Genomic DNA, 21,978 nt, shown 5'->3' with positions numbered 1-21,978 from the left:
GCCGCTGGCAGAACAAGGGTAGGCAGCAACTTTCAGTCATTTCTGCCACTGGGCTGGCATAAACGCCGTTGCTCGGCTCCCGCTTGAGGGCTTTCAGAACTTAGGCGCAGAATGGCGGGTCCCAAGGGACACACCAGACAGACTCAAGGACTGCCCATGACCGCCCTTCGCAAGATTTGCACCGTTGCACTCCTCGTTGGTTTCAGCTCCATGGCCCTGGCCGATTCCGCCGCCGAGGCCGAGAAATTCCTCAAGCAGGTCCACGCCGACAAGCTCACGGTGCCGGTCTACGCCCAGGTGCAGCAGATGTTCGCCCAGCACTTCGCCCAGGCGAAGGCGCCGGACAGCAAGAAGGCGGTGCTCGACCGCTACCAGGCCAAGGCCAACGCCGAGCTGGACCGCGCGGTAGGCTGGGAGAAGATCAAGCCAGAGCTGGTCAAGCTCTATTCGGACAACTTCACCGAGTCCGAGCTCAAGCAGCTGAACGACTTCTACGCCTCGCCCCTGGGCCAGAAAGTGCTGCAGAAGATGCCGCGCCTGACCGCGCAGTCCGCCCAGCTGACCCAGGCCAAGCTGCAGACCGCGGTCGACCCGGTGAACAAGCTGCTGGCCGACATGGACAAGGAACTGGGCGTGAAGGCCCCGGCGAAGAAGTGACGGAAACAGCGACATGAGCATGCAGGAACGTATCCAGTCCGCCCTGGCAGCCGGCCTCGAACCGCAGCACCTGCAGGTGCTGGACGAGAGCCACATGCACAGCCGCGGCCAGGAAACGCACTACAAGGCCGTGATCGTCAGCCCGGTGTTCGCCGGGCTGAATTCGGTCAAGCGGCACCAGAAGGTCTACGCCACCCTCGGCGAGCTGATGGGCCAGTTCCACGCCCTCGCGCTGCACACCTACACCCCCGAGGAGTGGGCCGGGCAGGGCGCCGCGCCCGACTCGCCGACCTGCCGCGGCGGCAGCAAGCACGACCACTGACGCTGCCCGGTCGTTGCGGTAGAATGCGCCAACGCCGGCAACCGATGCCGGCGTTGTCTTTTCTGACCCGGTCCGCCCTTTACGCGGGCGACCACTGGAGGATGTACCCCATGACCCGCTCCATCGTCGTGGCGGCGCTGTACAAGTTCGTTTCCCTGCCGGACTACGTCGCGCTGCGCGAACCCCTGCTGCAGACCCTGCTGGACAACGGCATCAAGGGCACCCTGCTGCTTGCCGAGGAAGGCATCAACGGCACCGTGTCCGGCACCCGCGAGAGCATCGACGCGTTGCTCGCCTGGCTGCGCCGGGACCCGCGCCTGGCCGACGTCGACCACAAGGAATCCTACTGCGACGAGCAGCCGTTCTACCGCACCAAGGTCAAGCTGAAGAAAGAGATCGTCACCCTGGGCGTGCCCGGCGTCGATCCCAACCGCCGCGTCGGCACCTACGTCGAGCCGCAGGACTGGAACGCGCTGATCAGCGACCCCGAGGTGCTGCTGATCGACACCCGCAACGATTACGAAGTGGCCATCGGCACCTTCGAAGGCGCCGTCGATCCCAGGACCAAGTCGTTCCGCGAGTTCCCCGAATACGTCAAGGCCCACTACGACCCGGCCAAACACAAGAAGGTCGCCATGTTCTGCACCGGCGGCATCCGCTGCGAGAAGGCCTCCAGCTACATGCTCGGCGAGGGCTTCGAAGAGGTCTTCCACCTCAAGGGCGGCATCCTCAAGTACCTGGAGGAAGTGCCCGAGGAACAGAGCCTGTGGCGCGGCGACTGCTTCGTGTTCGACAACCGGGTGACGGTGCGCCATGACCTCTCCGAGGGCGACTACGACCAGTGCCACGCCTGCCGCAACCCGATCTCCGTCGAGGACCGCGCCAGCGAGCACTACGCCCCGGGCATCAGCTGCCCGCACTGCTGGGACACGCTGAGCGAGAAGACCCGCGCCAGCGCCCGCGAGCGGCAGAAGCAGATCGAACTGGCGAAGCTGCGCAACCAGCCCCACCCCATCGGCCGCGACCCGCGGCAGGCCGTCCTGGAGGACTGATCCTTGGCCAACGCCCGCCTGCTCTACGTGATGGACCCCATGTGCTCCTGGTGCTGGGGTTTCGCCCCGGTGGCCCAGGCGCTGATCGAGCAGGCGGGCGCCGCCGGCGTACCGCTGGCGCTGGTCATGGGCGGGCTGCGCACCGGCCACGGCGCGGCGCTGGAGCCGACCACCCGGCGCTACATCCTCGAACACTGGCAGGCGGTGCAGCAGGCCACCGGCCAGCCGTTTCGCTTCGAGGGCGCGCTGCCCGAAGGCTTCGTCTACGACACCGAGCCGGCCTGCCGCTCGGTGGTCGCCGCCCGGCGCCTGGACGAGGAGGCCGCCTGGGCGCTGGTCAAGGCCATCCAGCAGGCCTTCTACGTCGAGGGACGCGACGTCACCGAGGCCGCGACCCTGGCGCAGCTGGCCGAAAGCGTCGGCCTGCCGCGCATCGAGTTCGCCGAGCTGTTCGACAGCCAGGAAAACCACCTGGCGACCCAGGCCGACTTCTCCTGGGCCCGCGACCTGGGCATCGCCGGCTTCCCCACCCTGCTGGCCGAGCGCAATGGCCAGCTGGCCCTGCTGACCAATGGCTACCAGCCGCTGGAAGAGCTGGCGCCGATGCTTGAACGCTGGCTGGAGCGCGGCCGCCAGGGCTGATTCCTGTTGCGTTGTTGGTGGTGGTGATGGGTATCGCTTCGCTCAACACCATCCTACGTCGGTGTTCCTCCTGTCATGCCGACGCCACTGTCTTGCCGCCCGCGCCGAGGCGCTTTTCGTAGGATGGGTTGAGCTTGCGAAACCCATCGCCATGGCGATGGGTATCGCTTCGTGTCAACCCACCCTACGGGCATGGTGTTTGCCGGCGGATGTAGGAGCGAGCTTGCTCGCGAACGGCGCTCCCCGGCGGCCGGCGTGGCCTGATCGCTCGACGTCATCCTGAATCCGCATCGCTGCGCTTCGCGTTCGCGAACGGAATTGCCCTGCGGCACCGACACGTCCACCACCGACGAAGTGCGCCACTGTCGCCCATCGGCTGACCGGAGGCCCTGGCGCAGGGGTTGGCAGCGGCGCAGGCGACGGCCGGCGGCATATTGTCGGACAATTTTGAGATTTTCCTCGGCTCAGGCCCTGTACCCCCGCCTTGTGGAATGGCTACCATGCGCTAAGAGTAAGGAGGGGCCGTTGCGCTCCAGTCCGGCTACGGCGGGCTGCCGCAGCGGTAAGGACACGAAAGGAATCCGACAATATCCATGGGTGCTACTGGGCAGAGCCGTATTCGCCATGATTCCCGGCTGTGGAAGCTGGTATGGCCGTTCATCGCCGTGGTCCTGCTGCAGGGATTGCTTGGCGTAGGCAGCCTTTACCTGATTTCGGGAGTGCGCGCCTACGTCGGCGGCGAGAGCCTCTGGTCCAAGGGCCAGAAGGACGCCATCCACTACCTGCAGCGCTACGGCGAGACGCGCGACGCCGACGACTACCGGCGCTACCAGGAAGCCATCGCCATCCCCCTCGGCGACCGCCTGCTGCGCACCGCCCTGGACAGCCCGCAGCCGGACTACGAACTGGCGCGCAAAGGCATCCTCGCCGGCGGCAACCATCCCGACGACGTCGGCGCCATCATCACCCTCTACCGCTATTTCCACGACTTCAGCTACTTCAACGAGGCGGTGCGCTACTGGAAGGAGGGCGACCGCTACCTCGACCAGCTCCAGGCCATCGCCGAAGAGATGCACCAGCGCATCCAGGCCGGCCAGGTCGGCCCCGGCGACATCAGCTACTGGGACCAGCGCATCCAGGCCATCAACGAAGGCGTGACCCCCGCCTCCATGGCCTTCAGCGCCGCGCTCGCCCAGGGTTCGCGCTCGGTGATGCGCCTGCTGCTGGCGGCCAACGTCGTCAGCGGCCTGGCCCTGATCCTCCTGGCGGCCTGGCGCACGCGCAACCTGCTGCTGGCCCAGCGCGCCTTCCAGAGCGCCCTGGACAGCGAGCGCGAGAAGGCCCAGACGACCCTGGCGGCGATCGGCGACGCGGTCATCACCATCGACGAGAACGCCCACATCGCCTACCTTAACCCGGCCGCCGAACGCATGATCGGCTGGGACAGCGAGATGGCCGTGGGGCTGCCGCTGAAGTCGCTGCTGCGCATGCTCGACGAGACCTCCGAGGAAGAGGACCTGGCCCTGGTCGGGCAGGTCCTGCGCGGCGAGGTGGAGGCCGGCAGCGAGATCAGCAAGCTGCTGCAGCGCCTGGACGGCAGCGGCGTGGTGGTGACCCTGGTGGGCACGCCGATCCGCGTCGGCGGGCGCATCGTCGGCGCGGCGCTGGTGCTGCACGACATGACCCGCGAGCGGCAGTACATGGAAAGCCTGTCCTGGCAGGCCACCCACGATTCCCTGACCGGCCTGAGCAACCGCCGCGAGTTCGAGTACCGCCTGGAGCAGGCGCTGGAGCGCTCGGCGCAGCGCAACGACCGCCACAGCCTGATGTACCTCGACCTGGACCAGTTCAAGCTGGTCAACGACACCTGCGGGCACGCCGCCGGCGACGAGTTGCTGCGCCAGGCCTGCAGCGTCCTCGAAAGCTGCCTGCGCGAGGGCGACACCCTGGCGCGCCTGGGCGGCGACGAGTTCGGCGTGCTGCTGGAGAACTGCCCGCCGGAGGTCGCCGAACAGATCGCCGAGAACCTCCGCCAGGGCGTCGAGAACCTGCACTTCGTCTGGGACCGGCGGCCCTTCAACATCACCGTCAGCATCGGCGTGGTGCACGTCACGGCCATGCTGGTGTCGGTGGAGGAGGCCCTGCGCTGCGCCGACATGGCCTGCTACCTGGCCAAGGAGAAGGGCCGCAACCGCGCCCAGGTGTTCAGCCCGGACGACAGCGAGCTGTCCATGCGCTTCGGCGAGATGGCCTGGGTCCAGCGCATCCGCCAGGCCCTGGACGAGGACCGCTTCCGCCTGTTCGCCCAGCGCATCCGCGCGGTCGACCCGCAGGCCGAGGAGGGCCTGCACGTCGAGCTGCTGCTGCGCGTGCTGGACGAGAACGGCCGCCTGGTGCCGCCCAACGACTTCATCCCGGCCGCCGAGCGCTACGGCCTGATGCCGCTGATCGACCGCTGGGTGGCCAACCGCGCCTTCGAGATCCTCGCCGAACGCCGCGAGGCCGGCTGCGAGCCGATCGCCACCTGCGCCATCAACCTGTCCGGGGCGACCATCGGCGACGCCAGCTTCATCCAGATGCTCCGCGAACTGCAGCCGGCCTACGGCCTGGCGCCGGAGAACATCTGCTTCGAGGTCACCGAGACCAGCGCCATCGCCAACCTGGTCAGCGCCACCCAGTTCATCCATGAACTCAAGGCCATGGGCTACCGCTTCTCCCTCGACGACTTCTGCGCCGGCATGTCGTCCTTCGTCTACCTCAAGCACCTGCCGGTGGACTACCTGAAGATCGACGGCAGCTTCATCAAGGACATGCTCGACGACCCCATCGACCGCGCCATGGTCCAGGTGATCAACCAGATCGGCCACGTCATGGGCAAGCGCACGGTGGCGGAGTTCGTCGAGTCGGAGGAAATCCTCGAGGCGCTGCGGGAAATCGGTATCGATTATGCCCAGGGTTACGCCGTGGGCCGCCCGCTGCCGTTCAACCGTCACTATTCCGGGCAGGCGGAGCCGGCCCTGGTGGAGCCGGACACCACCTCCGGACGGTGACAGCCGGCGGCCCGTCATCTAGTCTGGCGGTCGATTTCGTCGACGCACAAGGATGGGCCAGCATGAACGAAGCATTTCTCCGCGTCGGGTCGCTGAAGGACCTGACCAGCTACCCGCAGTGGGCACAGGACCTGGTGGCCGCCTGCGAAGGCGCCCGCCGCGCGGTCTCCGGGCACGAGTTCTACCGCCGCCTGCGCGACGGCCAGATTGGCGCCGCGACCATGCGCACCTACCTCATCGGCGGTTGGCCGGTGGTCGAGCAGTTCCCCCTCTATATGTCGCAGAACCTGCTGAAGACGCGCTTCGGCCGTTCCCCCGGCGAGGACATGGCGCGGCGCTGGCTGATGCGCAACATCCGCGTCGAACTGAACCACGCCGACCACTGGCTGCGCTGGGCCGAGGCCTATGGCGTGGGCCTGGCGGCGCTGCGTGCGCAGGAGGTGCCCGAGGCGCTGCACGCCCTCGGCCACTGGTGCTGGCACAGCAGCGCCTCGGACGACCTGGCGGTGGCCATGGCGGCCACCAACTACGCGGTGGAGGGCGTGACCGGCGACTGGTCGGCGCTGGTCTGCTCCAGCGACGCCTACGAGCAGACGCTGCCGGCGGAACTGCGCAAGAGCGCGATGAAGTGGCTGCGCCTGCATGCCCATTACGACGACGACCACCCTTGGGAAGCCCTGGAGATCATCTGCACCCTGTGCGGCCAGGAAATCGCCCCCGGGCGCTGGGACGAACTGCGCGCGGCCATCTGCAAGAGCTTCCGCTACATGGAACTGTTCCTCGACCACTGCCTGGCCCGGGAACTGGCCGGCACCACGCGCCGCCCGCAGGTGCGCGTGGCCGGCTGAGACCCCGCCTCGGGGGCGTTTGGCGGGGTAGAGGCAGGCGTAGAGGCTGGCGGATTGCGCCGCCCATGGGAATGGTGCGGGTGGGGCGGCGTAGGAGTGGATCTCATCCGCGAATCGCGCCGGAGGTTCCGGCCATCGCGGACAAGGTCCGCTCCTTGGGGAAGAGTGCCACGCCTCACGGCGACCTGTAGGAGCGGGCCCTGCCCGCGATTCGCGCGCAGGGCGCGCTCCTACATGGGAATGGTGCGGGTGGGGCAGCGTAGGATCTCATCCGCGAATCGCGCCGGTACCTCCGGCTATCGCGGACAAGGTCCGCTCCTACGGGGGAGGAATACCGTGCCCCCGGCGACCTGTAGCGGGCCCTGCCCGCGATTCGCGCGCAGGGCGCGCTCCTACATGGGAATGGTGCGGGTGGGGCAGCGTAGGAGCGGATCTCATCCGCGAATCGCGCCGGAACCTCCGGCTATCGCGGACAAGGTCCGCTCCTACGGGGGAGGAATACCGTGCCCCCGGCGACCTGTAGGAGCGGGCCCTGCCCGCGATTTCGCGCGCAGGGCGCGCTCCTACATGGGAATGGTGCGGGTGGGGCAGCGTAGGAGCGGGATCTTATCCGCGAATCGCGCCGATACCCCCGGCTATCGCGGACAAGGTCCGCTCCGTTGCAGGCGAGCATGGCTTCTCGTAGGAGCGAGCTTGCTCGCGAACACTCTCCACTGTGGGGCTCCTTCGCAAGCAAGAACATGGCTCTCGGGTTCGATGGCGGATAACCGCGAACGGTTATCCGCCCTACGCCTCCACCGCACAGCGGTGTAGCGCCGTGCATCTACCCTGGAAACCTGACGAACCGCTGTGTAACGAAGGCTTTACGCGGCCGCCGACGCACTGCGCAACCCGCCATGGCTGTAACGAAAAGCTGCCGCCCGCGACGCTGGCCGGGCGCTTTCCCACAAGGGTTGCGGACTTGTTCGCAGCGACCGCAGCCGCTGATATGGCGCCTGCCCCGCGCCCGGCGGCAATTCGTCGCGGCGCGATGCGCCTTGCATGCCGCGCGGCCACGAACCGCGGGGCCCGATCCGTCACAGATAACAACAAAAGGTGACGCAATGACGCGTGATACCCAGCACGCAGGCCAGTTGCAGCGCGGCCTGAAGAATCGCCACATCCAGCTGATCGCCCTCGGCGGCGCCATCGGCACCGGCCTGTTCCTCGGCTCGGCCGGGGTGCTCAAGTCGGCCGGGCCGTCCATGCTGCTCGGCTACGCCATCGCCGGGGTGATCGCCTTCCTGATCATGCGCCAGCTCGGCGAGATGATCGTCGAGGAGCCGGTGGCCGGCTCCTTCAGCCACTTCGCCCACAAGTACTGGAGCGGTTTCGCCGGCTTCCTCTCCGGCTGGAACTGCTGGGTGCTGTACATCCTGGTCGGCATGTCCGAACTCACCGCGGTGGGCAAGTACGTGCACTACTGGTGGCCGGACGTGCCCACCTGGGCCAGCGCCGCGGTGTTCTTCGTGCTGGTCAACCTCATCAACCTGGCCAACGTCAAGCTGTTCGGCGAGGCCGAGTTCTGGTTCGCGATGATCAAGGTCAGCGCCGTGGTCGGCATGATCCTGCTCGGCTGCTGGCTGCTGTTCTCCGGCCACGGCGGCGAGCAGGCGAGCGTGAGCAACCTGTGGAGCCACGGCGGCTTCTTCCCCAACGGCGCCAGCGGGCTGGTGATGGCCATGGCCTTCATCATGTTCTCCTTCGGCGGCCTGGAGATGCTCGGCTTCACCGCCGCCGAGGCCGACCAGCCGAAGACGGTGATCCCCAAGGCGATCAACCAGGTGCTCTGGCGCATCCTGATCTTCTACGTCGGCGCCCTGGCCGTGCTGCTCGCGCTCACCCCCTGGGACAGCCTGCTGCAGAGCATCAGCGCGGCCGGCGACGACTACAGCGGCAGCCCCTTCGTGAAAGTGTTCTCGCTGCTGGGCAGCGACACCGCCGCGCACATCCTCAACTTCGTGGTGCTCACCGCGGCGCTGTCGGTCTACAACAGCGGCACCTACTGCAACGGGCGCATGCTGGTCGGCCTGGCCGAGCAGGGCGACGCGCCCCGCGCCCTGGCGAAGGTGGACAAGCGCGGCGTGCCGGTGCGTGCGCTGCTGGTGTCGGCGCTGGTGACCTTCCTCGCGGTGGTGGTCAACTACGTGATCCCGCACCAGGCGCTGGAGCTGCTGATGTCGCTGGTGGTGGCGGCGCTGGTGATCAACTGGGCGATGATCAGCTACGCGCACCTGAAGTTCCGCCAGCGCATGGACCGCGACAGCGTGCGCACCGCCTTCCGCGCCATCTTCTACCCCTGCGGCAACTGGCTGTGCCTGGCCTTCGTGGTGTTCATCCTCGGGGTGATGGCGATGATCCCGGGCATCCAGGTCTCGGTGTACGTGATCCCGCTGTGGCTGCTGGTGATGTTCGCCTGCTATCGCCTCAAGCGCTCGCGCGCCGCGCAGCCGGCCTTGGCATTGGCCGAATGAGGGCGAGCCGCGCGCCCGACTTTTCGCCGGGGCGCGCGGCGTTGCCGCCGGCGGCGAACCTTGGCTAGAGTGTCCTGGCCATTTTTCGTCAGAGGGACACCCATGAAAAAAGCATTCTGGCTGCTGGCCGCCGCCGTTCCCGTGCTGCTGGTCGCCTGTGGCGGCGAGGAGAAGAAGGCTCCGCCGGTGGACGCGCTGGTCCTGCCCGGCGACGCCAAGCTGGATTCTCGCAGCGTCGACTACAAGTGCGACGACGGCCGCAAGTTCAGCGTCCAGTACCTGAACAAGGGCGACAACCACCTGGCGGTGGTGCCGGTGAGCGACAGCGCCAGCCTGGTGTTCGCCAACGTCATCTCGGCCTCAGGCGCCAAGTACGCCGCCGGCCAGTACATCTGGTGGACCAAGGGCGAGGAAGCCACCCTGTACAAGGACTGGAAGGGCGGCGAGCCCGCCGACGGGGTTTCCTGCAAGGAGCGCTGAGTTCGTCGCGATGAAGAAAGCCCGGCCTGCGCCGGGCTTTTTCATTGGTGAGGGCTGCGCCGAGGTGCTTTCGTAGGATGGGTTGAGCCTGCGAAACCCATGCGGGCATTGGTGATGGGTATCGCTTCGCTCAACCCATCCTACGGGGCTCGCTCCTACGAGAAGCCGTACCCGTACCGAGCCCCGAACCTCAGAAACTGAACTCCAGGTTCACCGTCGGCGTCGAGGTGCGGCTGCCGGTGCCGCCGTCCACGCCGAACTTGTTGTGCCAGTACTCGTAGCCCACGCCGAGCCAGAGGTTCGGCTGGCGCTTGGCGCCGGGCAGGGCCGCCACCATCAGCGAGGTGCGCACCAGCGTCTCGGCGGCGGTGTCCTTGTCGTTGTAGTCCTCGCCCTTCTCGCCGACGTGGTTGAGGAAACCCTGGAACTTGGCCATGCGCTCGCCGAGCTGGAAGGGCTTCAGCCAGGTCAGGTTGAGCATGTAGGTGCCGTCGAAGCTGTGGTCCGGGTGCTTTGCGCCGGGCACGCCGAAGTGGTTCTTCTCGCGGTAGTACAGCAGGCTCAGGTCGAGCACGCCGGCGCCGTTGAACTTCACCGTGGGGCCTATCACCAGGGCGCGCTTCTTCGCCGAGGCCAGGTTGTTGTTGCGGCTGGCGTCGAAGCCGAAGGTCAGCGCGTGATCCTTCACCAGGCCCTTGCCCAGCGGTACGTCGAACACCCGCGAGGCGTACAACTGGTGGCGGTACACCGCGTAGACCTCGCTGCCGCCGTGGTCGGTGCCCTTGCGCGGGTCGCGGCTATCGGAGAGGAACACGTCCAGGTGGAAGAAGTTGCTGCCGTAGCGATAGCCGTCGGCGTGGCTGAAGCTGTAGATGCGCTTGGCAAACTTGTCCGGGTTGTTCGGGTTGGTGAACTGCTGGCCGTAGCGAAAGCCCAGCGTGTTGCTGGTCCACTCGAAGAAGCGGTCGTCGTCGGCAAAGGCCGCGTCCAGGGGGAGGCCGGCCAACAGGGCGGCGCTCAGGGCGATACGGCTACCGGTGCTCAGGCGGCGGGACGTATGCGGGTGTTGGCGGACGGCGCTGGGCGCCGGCACGGAGGATACCGGGCGGAACATGCTGCACCTCGATCTTGTTGTTGTTATGGGGCCGGTTGCCGCGTGACTGCCCGCGGCCGGACAGGGACGGTTCTAAAGGTCTGTTGGATTCATTGCAAGAGGTTTTTGTATACATAAGTGTATTCAAAAATTGATCCGCGAGTCAGGAATCGGCCTTGCGCCGCGCCGGGCCGCGTTCTGTGCCTGCCGGCGATTGCGCGTTATGCTGTGCTTTCCCTCCGTCCGAATTCCCCGCCATGCTCGTCATCTCCAACGCCGTGCAGATCCCCGACGCCGAAATCGAGCTGAGCGCCATCCGCGCCCAGGGCGCCGGCGGGCAGAACGTCAACAAGGTGTCCAGCGCGGTGCACCTGCGCTTCGACATCCGCGCCTCGTCGCTGCCGGATTTCTACAAGGAGCGCCTGCTGGCGCTGAGCGACCAGCGCATCAGCGGCGACGGCGTGGTGGTGATCAAGGCCCAGCAGTACCGCACCCAGGAGCAGAACCGCGAGGACGCGCTGGCGCGCCTGGCCGAGCTGATCCGCTCGGTGGCCAAGGTGCAGAAGAAGCGCAAGCCGACGCGGCCGACCCTCGGCTCCAAGACCCGCCGCCTGGAGGGCAAGAGCAAGCGCGGGGCGATCAAGGCCGGGCGCGGCAAGGTGGATTACTGAAAGGGGCTGCCGGCTCTGCGCAGGAGGGGACGAGCGAAGCGACTCCCATCGATGGGTATCGCTGCGCTCAACGCCATCCTACGGAGCCTGGGATATCTGGCGTGAACCTTCCACCGCGGCGGCCCAGGCCTGCAGGGCATCGCGGGCGGCGAGGGCGATCTGCTCGTCGCTGCGCCCGGCGAACTGGCGTTCCACGGCGTCGGCGGCGATCAGCCCGGCCACCGTCGGCACGCCCACCGCATCGGTGAGGTCCAGCCATTCGCCCCAACTGGCCGGGCTGTCGTACCAGCGCAGGTAGCCCGAGGGCGAGCGCGGCCACCAGCGTTGCTCGAACTGCAGCACCACCTTCTCCAGGCGGCCCATGCCCAGATGGGCCAGGGCATCCTGCTGCGCCGCCGGCAGCGCCGGGGTGAAGCGCAGCGTCTTGAGCACGCCCAGCGGCACGCTGCAGATGCAGAAGTCGCCGCGCTCGTCGTTCACCCGCACCTGCTCGCCCGACCAGTCGATGTGCCTCACCTTCTGGCCCAGGCGGATGTCCAGGCCTTGCGCCAGGCGCGCGATCAACTGGCCGTAGCCGCCGGGGAGGAAACGGTCGCCGTTGCCGACGCCTTCCTCGTCCAGGGCGTCCGACGAGAGCTGCGCCAGCGGCAGGCAGGCTTCGAGGACGAGGTTGGCGTCGATGGCGAAACCTGTGGCGCGGGCCTGCGCGGCGTCCAGGTCGGCCAGGTAGCGCTCGACCGCCTCGGCTAGCGGCAACTGCCGGTCCAGCCCGTTGCGCAGGGCCTGCCAGGCCGCGTCTATGTCCGGCAGCGGGCCGTCGCTGGCGGCGGCCAGCGGTTGGCCGAAGTCGGTTTCCACCAGCGCCAGGCCCAGCGCCTGTGCCTCGCGGGCCAGGGCATTATCGGCGAACTGCTGCAGCCAGGCGGCGCCGACGTCCACGCTGGCATCACCCAGGCGGATGCTGTGGGTGCGCCCGCCGACGCGTTCGCGGGCCTCCAGCACCACGCAGTCGACGCCTTGTTCGCGCAGGCGCCGCGCGGCGGCCAGGCCGGCGCACCCGGCGCCGATGACGATCACCCGGCGGGCGCCCGCGCGCAGGGCCAGTTCGGCGGCGCGCAGGCCGTCGTCCCAGGCGCCGTGGGTCATGGCCGGCGCCCGCGGGTTGCAGGCTTCGCCGGCGAGCACCAGGCGGCCGTCCAGGCAGGCGCCGAGGGCGGCGCGGTGCACGGGCGTGCCGCCGGGCAGCAGGGCACTGTAGGCGCCGAGGCTGAAGGGGTCGTCGCTCCAGTGGGTGACGTGCCAGGCGGTGGGGCTGTGCATGGGGGCTGTCCTTGGCCGAGTCGAAGGGCTTCCGATCTTGGACGCCCCCGGCCGCGCGCACAAGGCGCCGCGCTTCAGGCGTGGCTCAGGCGGATCACCAGGCGGGCGATGGACACGCCGCTGAACAGCACCACGAACAGCCGCAGGGTCTGCATGGCCAGCACCAGGCCGACGTCGGAGTGGGTGTCCACCGCGATGATCGCCATGGCGTCCAGGCCGCCGGGGCTGGTGGCCAGGTAGAGGGACAGGAAGTCCATGCCGGTGACGGCCGCCAGGGCCCAGGCGAAGAGCGCGCAGCTGAGGATCAGGCCGAGGGCGCTGACCAGCATGGCCGGCAGGTGGCGGCCGACGTAGGCCAGGCTGGCGCGGTCGAAGCGCAGGCCGATGTAGCAGCCGATCACCCCGTAGGCCAGCACCAGCAGCCAGTGCGGCAGGGCGATCTGCAACAGCCCACCCAGTTGCAGCGCGGCGCCGGCCACCAGCGGCACCAGCAGCGGGCCGGCCGGCAGGCGCGCGCCCAGGCTGACGCCGACGAAGATCAGCAGCAGGCAGTTGACCAGGTCGGGCAGGTGGCCGGCGTCGTTCAGCGGCGTGCTGTGGGCCGCCGAGCCGCCGCCTTCCAGGCCCAGCAGGCGGCCGACCAGGGCGCCGGCCATGACCACGCAGACCACCCGCACGTACTGCATGGTCGCCACCACCCGCGGATCGGCGCCGTGGGACTCGGCCATCGCCACCATGGCCGCCGCGCCGCCGGGCGCGGTGCCCCAGGCGGCGGTGCTGCCGGGGATGCCGCCGAAGCGCACCATGGCGTAGCTGACCAGGGCGCTGAGCAGCAGGGTGAGCAGGGTGGCGCAGAGCATCAGCGGCCAGGATGCGGCCATGGCCTGCAGCACCGACCAGTTGATGGCGTGGGCCACCAGCAGGCCGATGCAGCCCTGGCTGAGGCGGAAGGCCTGGCGCGGCAGGCGGATGCCGGCGCCGCCGACGCCGAAGGCGATGGCCACCAGCATGGGGCCGAGGAACAGCGCGGCGGGGATGCCCAGCCAGGCGAGCAGCTGCCCGGCGCCGCCGGCCGCCAGGATCAGGGCCGGCCACTGCAGGCTGGCGGGGATACGGCTGAGGCTCTGGGCTGGAGGGCTGGACACGCGAAGGCTCCCGACTGCGGACAACGGGGAAAATTATCGATAGCGCAATCCATCAAGTCCATTTTCTAATAGTCATGAATTCATTCCTGAAATCTATCGGTGGCCGCCATGGACCTGCGCGATCTCGCCTATTTCGAAACCATCGCCGAGCTCGGCCACCTGGGCCGCGCGGCGGACCGCCTGGGGCGCAGCCAGCCGGCGCTGACCAAGAGCATCCAGCGCCTGGAGCAGTCCCTGGGCACCAGCCTGTTCCAGCGCGAGGGCCGGCGCATCCGCCTGACCCCGGCCGGCGAACTGATGCTGCAGCGCGCCCGCCAGCTGCGCCAGGACATCGAGGAGACGCGCCGCGAGGTGCGCGACTTCGCCAGTGGCCTGGTGGGCAACATCCGCCTGGGCTGCGCCGCGACCATGGCCGAGTACCTGCTGCCGCCGCTGGTGGAGGAACTGTTGCGGCGTGCCCCGGAGGTGACCATCAGCCTGTCCCTGGGCCAGGACGACGTATTGCGCGAGGCCCTGCGCGGCGGACGCCTGGACATGGCGATCTGCTCGCGCATCCTCGACGACGCGCACCTGGTCAGCGAGCCGCTGCTGCAGGACCAGGTGGTGGTGGTGGCCAGCCGCGAGCACCCGCTGTTCGACGGCCCGGTGGCCATCGCCGACCTGTGCCGCTACCGCTGGGTGCTGCCGGCGCCCGGGGTGTCGTCGCGGCGCTGGATGGACGCCACCTTCCAGGCCCATGGCCTGCCGCCGCCGCGGGTGCAGATCGAGACCAACGCCATTCCCATGCTGCCCAACCTGATCGCCCGCACCCGGCTGCTCAGCTTCGTTGCCCGCGAAACGCTGGACGGCGGGCTGCATGGGATGAACCAGCTGCGCGAGGTGAGGCTGGCGGAAACCACCTTGACGCGGACCATGGGCCTGGCGGTGCGGGAGGGGGCCTATCTGTCGCCGGCGGCGCAGTTGTTGCGGGGGATGTTGCGGGAGCATGCGCAGAGGTTTGTGGGGGAGTGAGCTGGGCTTTTCGTAGGAGCGAGCTTGCTCGCGAACAGGCTCCCCGGTGACTCCGCTGCCGGGCCCACCTCTGTTCCCTCTCCCTAACCCTCTCCCTGAAGGGAGAGGGGACCGTTGGGCAGAAACGGAGACCATGGCGTTAGCCGGAAACGAAGTTGCAGGTTGAAGCCATTCCTATCCCCAGGCACGGACAAGCCCCCTCTCCCTTCAGGGAGAGGGCTGGGGAGAGGGAGCGGAGTCAATCTGAAACACAGTTGCCGCCGGTAAACGCTGTTCGCGAGCAAGCTCGCTCCTACGAAAAGCAGAAAAGCAGCAAAGCAGCCGTCTCTCACCGACTCGGCACCTCCCCCACCACCGTAGTCCGATACATCTCACGCCGCATCCCGTGGTAGTCCGACACCGGGTAGTGCCAGGTGCTGCGGTTGTCCCAGATCGCCAGGGTGCCCTGGCTCCAGCGCATGCGGCAGGTGAAGGCCGGCTGGGTGGCGATGCCGTAGAGGTAGTCCAGCAGCGGCTGCGCCTCGGCCGGGCGCATGCCCTTGATGCCGCTGGTGTAGGCCGGGTTGACGAAGAGTATCTTCTTGCCGGTCTCCGGGTGGCGCGTCACCAGCGGGTGCGAGCGGGTCTCGCCGTCGGCGTTGCCGTAGCGCACCGCCATGTTCTCCATCAGGTCGTTGTGCTTGGCCTCGGCGCCGTAGGCGCGTTCCGGGCTGTGGATGGCGTCCAGGCTCTCCAGTTGCGCGCGCAGCTTGGGCGACAGCCATTCGTAGGCCAGCGCCAGGTTGGCGTAGAGGGTGTCGCCGCCGAACGGCGGGATGTCGTGGCCGTAGAGCAGGGTGAAGGCCGGCGGGCGTTCCTGGAACGACCAGTCGCTGTGCCAGGCGCCGCCGAACACCACCGGCGTCTTCTCGTCGGCCTCCTTGACCACCCGTACCACGTGGGGATGGTCGGGCAGGCCCTGCACGTAGGGCTCGCGGCCGAATTCGCCGAGGCGCAGGGTGACCGCCTCCAGGTCCTCGACGCCCAGCGACTGCCCGCGGATGAACAGCACCTTGTGCGCCAGCAGCGCCTGGCGCAGTTCGGCGAAGCCTTCCTCGCCCAGGCTGCGCAGGTCGACGCCGCTGACGTCCGCGCCTATGGCGCCGGTGGCCGGGACGATCTGGAAGTGACGGTAGCTGGCGGCGCGGTTCTGGCTCGGCAAGGCGTAGAAGAACTCGAACATGGGGTGCCCTCTTGTTGGTGTTGTCGGCCTGTTGAGGATGGTCGCCGCGACGCACTTGCGCCATGATGATCGGCGCCAGAAATTGATGATTCCCGCCACCAGCAGGAGGGCCCCATGGACTGGCGACAGACCCGTGACATCACCGGCGTGCGCCACCTGCTCGACTGCGCCCGCAGCGAGGGCCTGGCCGCGGAGGCCTGCCTGGTGGGCAGCGCCATCGAGCCGCGCGAACTCAGCGGACGCCATGCGCAGATCCAGGCCTGGCAGGAGCTGGCGGTGATCCGCAACCTGCTGCAACAGGGCGCCCGCCCCGGCCTGGGCTTCGCCGCCGGGCGCCGCTACCACCTCACCTCACTGGGGCTGCTGGGCTTCACCATGCTCGCCTGCCGCAGCCTGCGGGAAGCCTTCGAGACCTTCGGCCGCTACCAGAGCCTGGCCCTGACGCTGTGCCCGGTGAGCCGCGAGGCCGAGCCGCGCGGGCACTGGATGATCTTCGACGACCAGGTGCTGCCGTTGGACGCCCGCGCCTTCGTGGTGGAGCGCGGCATCGCCGGTTGCCTGCAACTGGCCGGCGAACTGCTGCAGCGCCCGGTGCAGCCGCTGGCGCTGGAGCTGCGCGCCGAGGCGCCGGCCGACCTCGATGCCTACGCCCGCGCCTGGCCGTACCCGGTGCGCTTCGGCGCCCCGCGCAATGCCCTGCTGTTCGCCCGCGCCGACCTGGAGGCCAGCCTGCCGCAGGCCAACCCGGACAGCCGCAGCAGCGGCGAGCAACTGTGCGAGAAGCTCTGCGAAGAACTGGCGCTGCCCCTGGCCGCCACGCCTACCGCGCGGGCGGTGCAGCGCCTGCTGGTGCGCGATGCCGCGAGCCTGCCGGGCTGCCGCGAGGTAGCGCAGCGCCTGGGACTTTCCGAACGCACCCTGCAGCGCCGCCTGGCCGCCGAAGGGCAGCGCTTCCAGCCGCTGAGCGACGGCATCCGCCTGCGCCTGGCCGAGCGCCTGCTGCTGGAGTCGCGCATGGACCTGAATGGCGTCGCCCAGTGCCTGGGTTATGCCGAGGCGGCCAGCTTCTGCCGGGCCTTCCAGCGCTGGACCGGGACCACCCCGGGGCGCTGGAAGCGCCAGGCTGGGCCATTCTCGCCACTCTGAGCGCGGGCAAAAAAAGACCGGCCAGCGGCCGGTCGAGCGAGGGTGGAAATAGTTTTCAGGCGCAGACCGCGGCGATGGCCCTGGCCAGGTCGTCCAGGCGGCTGGCGTCCAGCCCGGCGACGTTGGCGCGGCCGCTGCCGACCAGGTACACGCTGTGTTCCTCGCGCAGGCGGCGCACCTGGTCCGGGCTCAGGCCGGTGTAGGAGAACATGCCGCGCTGGATGGCGATGTGCGCGAAGCGCTCGGCCAGGCCGTGGGGCTGCAGCGCCTCGACCAGGCCCAGGCGCAGCCCGGCGATGCGCGTGCGCATGGCGGTGACTTCCTCCAGCCAGACCTGCTTCAGCTCGGGATCGCCGAGGATGGTCGCCACCACCTCGGCGCCGTGGGCCGGCGGCGTGGACCAGAGGTTGCGCGCCAGGCTGGCCAGCTGGCTGCGCACGTTGCCCAGTTGCTCGGCGTTGGCGGCGCAGACGATCAGCGCGCCGACGCGGTCGCGGTAGAGCCCGAAGTTCTTCGAGCAGGAGCTGGTCACCAGCAGCTCCGGCAGGCTCTCGGCGAACAGCCGCACGGCGCGGGCGTCTTCCTCCAGGCCGTCGCCGAAGCCCTGGTAGGCGAAGTCGATCAGCGGCAGCAGCTCGCGGCGGCGCACCACTTCCAGCACCTTCTGCCAGTCGTTGTAGGCCAGGTCGAAGCCGCTGGGGTTGTGGCAGCAGGCGTGCAGCAGCACCACGTCGCCGTGGGGCACCTTTTCCAGGGTGGCGAGCATGCCTTCCACGTCGAGGTGGTTGTCGGCGCCGACGTAGGGGTAGTGGTGCACCTTCAAGCCGGCGGCGGCGAACAGCGTCTCGTGGATCGGCCAGGTCGGGTCGCTCACCCAGATGCCGCGGCCGGGCAGGCAGCGGGCGATGAAGTCCGCGGCCAGGCGCAGGGCGCCGGTGCCGCCGGGCGTCTGGCTGGCGTCGGCGCGCTGGCTGGCCAGCAGCGGCGAATCGCTGCCCAGCACCAGTTCGCACAGGCGTGCGGCGAACAGCGCATCGCCGTGGCCGCCGACGTAGCTCTTGGTGGTCTCGTGCTCCACCAGGCGCTGCTCGGCCAGCTTCACTGCGCGGGGGATCGGCGTCAGCCCCTGGGCGTCCTTGTAGACACCGACGCCCAGGTCCAGCTTGGCCGGGTTGGGGTCGGCGCGGTAGGCGTCGAGCAGGCCGAGGATGGGGTCGCCCGGCACGCGCGGGATGGGGGCGAAGTGGTTCATTTGCGGCCTTCGGCGAGCTTGGCCAGCTCGTCGGTGCGCGCGGCCATGATGAAGTCGTTGCGATGCAGGCCCTTGAGCTCGTGGCTCCACCAGGTGACGGTGACCTTGCCCCACTGGGTGAGCAGGTCCGGGTGGTGGCCTTCCTCCTCGGCGATGGCGCCGACGGCGTTGGTGAAGGCCAGGGCGTGGCGGAAGTTCTTGAACAGGTACACGCGCTCCAGCTCCATGTGGCCGTCGCGGACCTCGATGTTCCAGTCCGGAATCTGCTTGATCAGGGTCGCCAGTTCTTCGTCGGAGACGTGGGGCGCGTCGGCGCGGCAGGCTTCGCAATGGGCTTGGTTGAGGGCGGTCATGGGGTTCTCCTTGTAGGGGGCGTCACGCAAGACATTGATCTTAGGACTGTAGAGGCGAGCTTGCTTGCGAACCGCATGGCACTGCGTTTGTTCGCGAGCAAGCTCGCTCCTACGAAAAGATGTCGGGCAGGCGGTAGGGTTCAGGCCGCCTGCTTCGGCGGGAACTTGGGCGCGTGCAGGCCCAGCTGCATGGCCTGGCGGACCAGCGCCATGATGTCCTGGTGGGCCAGTTCGAACAGGCGCTTGAGTTCCGGCAGCACGAAGTACAGCGGCTGCAGGATGTCGATGCGGTAGGGCGTGCGCATGGCTTCCACGGGGTCGAAGGCCTGGTGCTCGGGCTCGCCGGAGAGGCTGTAGACGGTCTCCTTCGGCGAGGAGAGGATGCCGCCGCCGTAGATGCGCCGGCCCTGCGGGGTGTCGAGCAGGCCGAACTCGATGGTCATCCAGTACAGCCGCGCCAGGTACACGCGTTCTTCCTTGCTGGCGGCCAGGCCGAGCTTGCCGTAGGTGTGGGTGAATTCGGCGAACCAGGGGTTGGTCAGCAGCGGGCAGTGGCCGAAGATTTCGTGGAAGATGTCCGGCTCCTGCAGGTAGTCCAGCTCCTCCGGGGTGCGGATGAAGGTGGCCACCGGGAACTGCTGGCTGGCCAGCAATTCGAAGAAGGTCTGGAAGGGAATCAGCGCCGGGACGCGGGCCACGCGCCAGCCGGTGGCGGCCTGGAGCACCTTGTTGATCTCGCCCAGTTGCGGGATGCGCTCGTGGGGCAGGGCGAGCTGCTCGATGCCGTCCAGGTATTCCTGGCAGGCGCGGCCTTCGATCACCTTGAGCTGGCGGGTGATCAGGGTGTTCCACACCTGGTGCTCGGTTTCGGGGTAGTGGATGAAACCGTCTTCGTCAGGTTGGCGGGCCACGTACTGCGTTGTCTTCATGGGTCCTCCGGCTTCGAGGCCTTTGTTGTTTTGATGCCTCATCAATAGCCGCGTCGGCGTGCCCATGCAGCCCCCGTGGACCTTGGGCGAGCGCTGCAAGTCCCCTTCGCCCGTAAAGAAAAGATTACGAAACGCGCCGAATCGCGAGTCATCGGCTTGCTGCTGGCGTCTGCTGTCACATATTCTTGACGGAAATTTCCGCCTCGCCGGCGAAATCCGGCCGGGCGCCGCCCCGCACAACGACAATCTCCGGGCTCGCCATGCGTATCAAAGTCCACTGCCAGAACCGCGTCGGCATCCTGCGCGACATCCTCAACCTGCTGGTCGACTACGGCATCAACGTCAACCGCGGCGAGGTCGGCGGCGAGCAGGGCAACGCCATCTACCTGCTCTGCCCGAACCTGATCAACCTGCAGTTCCAGTCGCTCAAGCCCAAGCTGGAGGTCATTCCCGGGGTGTTCGGCGTCAAGCGCGTCGGCCTGATGCCCAGCGAGCGCCGCCACCTGGAGCTCAACGCATTGCTGGCGGCGCTGGACTTCCCGGTGCTGTCCATCGACATGGCCGGGCAGATAGTCGCCGGCAACCGCGCCGCCGCGCAGCTGCTCGGGGTGCGCGTCGATGAGGTGCCGGGCATTCCCCTGGCGCGCTACGCCGAGGACCTCGACCTACCGGAACTGGTGCGCGCCAACAAGGCGCGGATCAACGGCCTGCGGGTGAAGATCAAGGGCGACGTGTTCCTCGCCGACATCGCCCCGCTGCAATCCGAACACGACGAAAGCGAGGCCCTGGCCGGCGCCGTGCTCACCCTGCACCGCGCCGACCGCGTGGGCGAGCGCATCTACAACGTGCGCAAGCACGAGCTGCGCGGTTTCGACAGCATCTTCCAGAGCTCGCGGGTGATGGCCGCGGTGGTGCGCGAGGCCAGGCGCATGGCGCCGCTGGACGCGCCGCTGCTGATCGAGGGCGAGACCGGCACCGGCAAGGAACTGCTGGCCCGCGCCTGCCACCTGGCCAGCCCGCGCGGCCAGGCGCCGTTCATGGCGCTGAACTGCGCCGGGCTGCCGGAATCCATGGCCGAGACCGAGCTGTTCGGCTACGGCCCCGGCGCCTTCGAGGGCGCGCGCCCGGAAGGCAAGCTCGGCCTGCTGGAGCTGACCGCCGGCGGCACCCTGTTCCTCGATGGCGTCGGCGAGATGAGCCCGCGCCTGCAGGCCAAGCTGCTGCGCTTTCTGCAGGACGGCTGCTTCCGCCGGGTGGGCAGCGACGAGGAGGTGTACCTGGACGTGCGGGTGATCTGCGCCACCCAGGTCGACCTGTCCGAGCTGTGCGCCAAGGGCGAGTTCCGCCAGGACCTGTACCACCGCCTCAACGTGCTGTCGCTGCACATTCCGCCGCTGCGCGAATGCCTAGACGGCCTGACGCCGCTGGTGGAGCACTTCCTCGACCAGGCCAGCCGGCAGATCGGCTGCCCGCTGCCGCAGCTGGCGCCCCAGGCCATGGACCGCCTGGGCCGCTACCACTGGCCGGGCAACGTGCGCCAGCTGGAGAACGTGCTGTTCCAGGCGGTGTCGCTGTGCGAGGGCGGCACCATCAAGGTCGAGCACATCCGCCTGCCGGACTACGGCGCGCCGCACCCGCTGGGCGACTTCTCCCTGGAAGGCGGCCTCGACGCCATCGTCGGCCGCTTCGAACGCGCGGTGCTGGAGCGCCTCTACCGCGAGCACCCCAGCAGCCGCCTGCTGGGCAAGCGCCTGGGCGTGTCGCACACCACCATCGCCAACAAGCTGCGCCAGCATGGGTTGGGGCAGGGCGGGGAGTCCTGACATCGGGGCTCCGCGCCTGGTCCGGGCTCCGCCCCTGTAGGAGCGAGCTTGCTCGCGAACCCGGATTCCCGGCCGACTCCAGACTATCCGCCCACACCGGACAGCCCTCTCCCGCTTGCGGGAGAGGGCTGGGGAGAGGGCGATCGCAGATGAATCCGCTCCTACGGTTCCAGGAAGCACGGCTTTTCGTAGGATGGCGTTGAGCGAAGCGATACCCATCAGCGCAACTTCGACGTCATGGTGTCGCGGGCCATGTCCGCGATCGCGGATGAATCCGCTCCTACACCCGTGCCCGACCGTAGGGCGGATAACCGTTCGCGGTTATCCGCCGTTGGCCGTGAGGTCGGTCAAACGGCGGATAACGCCGTAGGCGTTGTGCGCCCTACGGGTTGTCCCGTGCCGCCGTAGGATGGTGTTGAGCGAAGCGATACCCATCGCCACAACCGCAT

Annotated in this window: 19 protein-coding genes; 12 read left to right on the top strand and 7 right to left on the bottom strand. The window is 68.4% G+C overall.

Annotation, left to right across the window (positions count from 1 at the left end):
* Positions 1–111 precede the first annotated feature (111 nt).
* The 8 genes from FG99_RS15425 (at position 112) to FG99_RS15390 (ending at position 9,564) form a co-directional block, all read left to right on the top strand.
* The gene (locus FG99_RS15425; protein ID WP_141766172.1) at positions 112–657 is read left to right on the top strand and encodes a DUF2059 domain-containing protein; all 546 of its coding nucleotides are present in this window, start codon (positions 112–114) and stop codon (positions 655–657) included.
* A 13-nt stretch (positions 658–670) separates the two neighbouring features.
* The gene (locus FG99_RS15420) at positions 671–979 is read left to right on the top strand and encodes a BolA family protein (RefSeq protein WP_009621576.1); all 309 of its coding nucleotides are present in this window, start codon (positions 671–673) and stop codon (positions 977–979) included.
* A gap of 110 nt (positions 980–1,089) precedes the next feature.
* Complete coding sequence (locus FG99_RS15415; RefSeq protein ID WP_043270858.1) at positions 1,090–2,031, top strand: oxygen-dependent tRNA uridine(34) hydroxylase TrhO; 942 nt, start codon at positions 1,090–1,092, stop codon at positions 2,029–2,031.
* 39 nt (positions 2,032–2,070) lie between these two features.
* Entirely contained in the window at positions 2,071–2,673 is a 603-nt protein-coding gene (locus FG99_RS15410) for a DsbA family protein (protein WP_168187682.1), read from the top strand.
* Between the two features lie 593 nt (positions 2,674–3,266).
* Positions 3,267–5,723, top strand: a complete 2,457-nt coding sequence (locus FG99_RS15405) for an EAL domain-containing protein (RefSeq protein WP_051878946.1) — start codon at positions 3,267–3,269, stop codon at positions 5,721–5,723.
* 62 nt (positions 5,724–5,785) lie between these two features.
* Complete coding sequence (locus FG99_RS15400) at positions 5,786–6,571, top strand: iron-containing redox enzyme family protein (protein ID WP_043270856.1); 786 nt, start codon at positions 5,786–5,788, stop codon at positions 6,569–6,571.
* A gap of 1,103 nt (positions 6,572–7,674) precedes the next feature.
* Positions 7,675–9,084: an amino acid permease gene (locus FG99_RS15395; RefSeq protein WP_043270854.1), complete on the top strand. Its 1,410-nt coding sequence runs from the start codon at positions 7,675–7,677 to the stop codon at positions 9,082–9,084.
* Between the two features lie 102 nt (positions 9,085–9,186).
* Positions 9,187–9,564 (top strand): MliC family protein, encoded by a 378-nt coding sequence (locus tag FG99_RS15390; protein WP_009621587.1) that lies wholly within the window; start codon positions 9,187–9,189, stop codon positions 9,562–9,564.
* 190 nt (positions 9,565–9,754) lie between these two features.
* Here FG99_RS15390 and FG99_RS15385 read toward each other — a convergent pair whose 3' ends face one another.
* Complete coding sequence (locus FG99_RS15385; RefSeq protein ID WP_043270853.1) at positions 9,755–10,678, bottom strand: hypothetical protein; 924 nt, start codon at positions 10,676–10,678, stop codon at positions 9,755–9,757.
* A gap of 236 nt (positions 10,679–10,914) precedes the next feature.
* Here FG99_RS15385 and arfB point away from each other — a divergent pair, with 236 nt between their 5' ends.
* On the top strand, positions 10,915–11,328 hold the full coding sequence (gene arfB / locus FG99_RS15380; RefSeq protein WP_043270851.1) for an alternative ribosome rescue aminoacyl-tRNA hydrolase ArfB: 414 nt from the start codon (positions 10,915–10,917) through the stop codon (positions 11,326–11,328).
* 78 nt (positions 11,329–11,406) lie between these two features.
* Here the strand turns inward: arfB and FG99_RS15375 are convergent, their stop codons facing one another.
* Positions 11,407–12,648 (bottom strand): flavin monoamine oxidase family protein, encoded by a 1,242-nt coding sequence (locus tag FG99_RS15375; protein WP_043270849.1) that lies wholly within the window; start codon positions 12,646–12,648, stop codon positions 11,407–11,409.
* 74 nt (positions 12,649–12,722) lie between these two features.
* Entirely contained in the window at positions 12,723–13,793 is a 1,071-nt protein-coding gene (locus FG99_RS15370) for an AbrB family transcriptional regulator (RefSeq protein WP_009621593.1), read from the bottom strand.
* Positions 13,794–13,901: 108 nt separating this feature from the next.
* Between FG99_RS15370 and FG99_RS15365 the strand changes: the two genes are divergently transcribed.
* Positions 13,902–14,804: a LysR family transcriptional regulator gene (locus FG99_RS15365; protein ID WP_043271538.1), complete on the top strand. Its 903-nt coding sequence runs from the start codon at positions 13,902–13,904 to the stop codon at positions 14,802–14,804.
* 328 nt (positions 14,805–15,132) lie between these two features.
* On the opposite strand, the gene FG99_RS15360 is transcribed toward FG99_RS15365, so the two are convergent.
* Positions 15,133–16,026: a TauD/TfdA dioxygenase family protein gene (locus tag FG99_RS15360; protein ID WP_043270847.1), complete on the bottom strand. Its 894-nt coding sequence runs from the start codon at positions 16,024–16,026 to the stop codon at positions 15,133–15,135.
* Positions 16,027–16,140: 114 nt separating this feature from the next.
* Here FG99_RS15360 and FG99_RS15355 point away from each other — a divergent pair, with 114 nt between their 5' ends.
* Positions 16,141–17,172, top strand: a complete 1,032-nt coding sequence (locus tag FG99_RS15355) for an AraC family transcriptional regulator (RefSeq protein WP_043270845.1) — start codon at positions 16,141–16,143, stop codon at positions 17,170–17,172.
* 55 nt (positions 17,173–17,227) lie between these two features.
* On the opposite strand, the gene FG99_RS15350 is transcribed toward FG99_RS15355, so the two are convergent.
* From FG99_RS15350 to phhA, 3 genes are all read right to left on the bottom strand, one after another.
* Positions 17,228–18,424, bottom strand: coding sequence for an amino acid aminotransferase (locus FG99_RS15350; RefSeq protein ID WP_043270844.1), 1,197 nt, complete (start codon positions 18,422–18,424; stop codon positions 17,228–17,230).
* Positions 18,421–18,777 carry a 4a-hydroxytetrahydrobiopterin dehydratase gene (locus FG99_RS15345; protein WP_043270842.1) on the bottom strand — a complete coding sequence of 119 codons (357 nt, stop codon included), beginning with the start codon at positions 18,775–18,777 and terminating at the stop codon, positions 18,421–18,423. Before FG99_RS15345 ends, FG99_RS15350 begins: the two co-directional genes overlap by 4 nt.
* Positions 18,778–18,917: 140 nt before the next feature.
* A complete protein-coding gene (phhA, locus tag FG99_RS15340; protein ID WP_043270840.1) occupies positions 18,918–19,706 on the bottom strand; it encodes a phenylalanine 4-monooxygenase in 789 nt (262 codons plus the stop codon).
* A 260-nt stretch (positions 19,707–19,966) separates the two neighbouring features.
* On the opposite strand from phhA, the gene FG99_RS15335 reads away from it, so the two are divergent.
* On the top strand, positions 19,967–21,529 hold the full coding sequence (locus FG99_RS15335; protein ID WP_009621602.1) for a sigma-54-dependent phenylalanine hydroxylase transcriptional regulator PhhR: 1,563 nt from the start codon (positions 19,967–19,969) through the stop codon (positions 21,527–21,529).
* Positions 21,530–21,978 lie beyond the last annotated feature (449 nt).

Source organism: Pseudomonas sp. AAC (assembly GCF_000725445.1).
GTDB classification, from domain to species: Bacteria; Pseudomonadota; Gammaproteobacteria; order Pseudomonadales; family Pseudomonadaceae; genus Pseudomonas; species Pseudomonas citronellolis.
The sequence above is the reverse complement of the archived record's forward strand: the minus strand, read 5'-3'. Positions and strand labels throughout refer to the sequence as shown.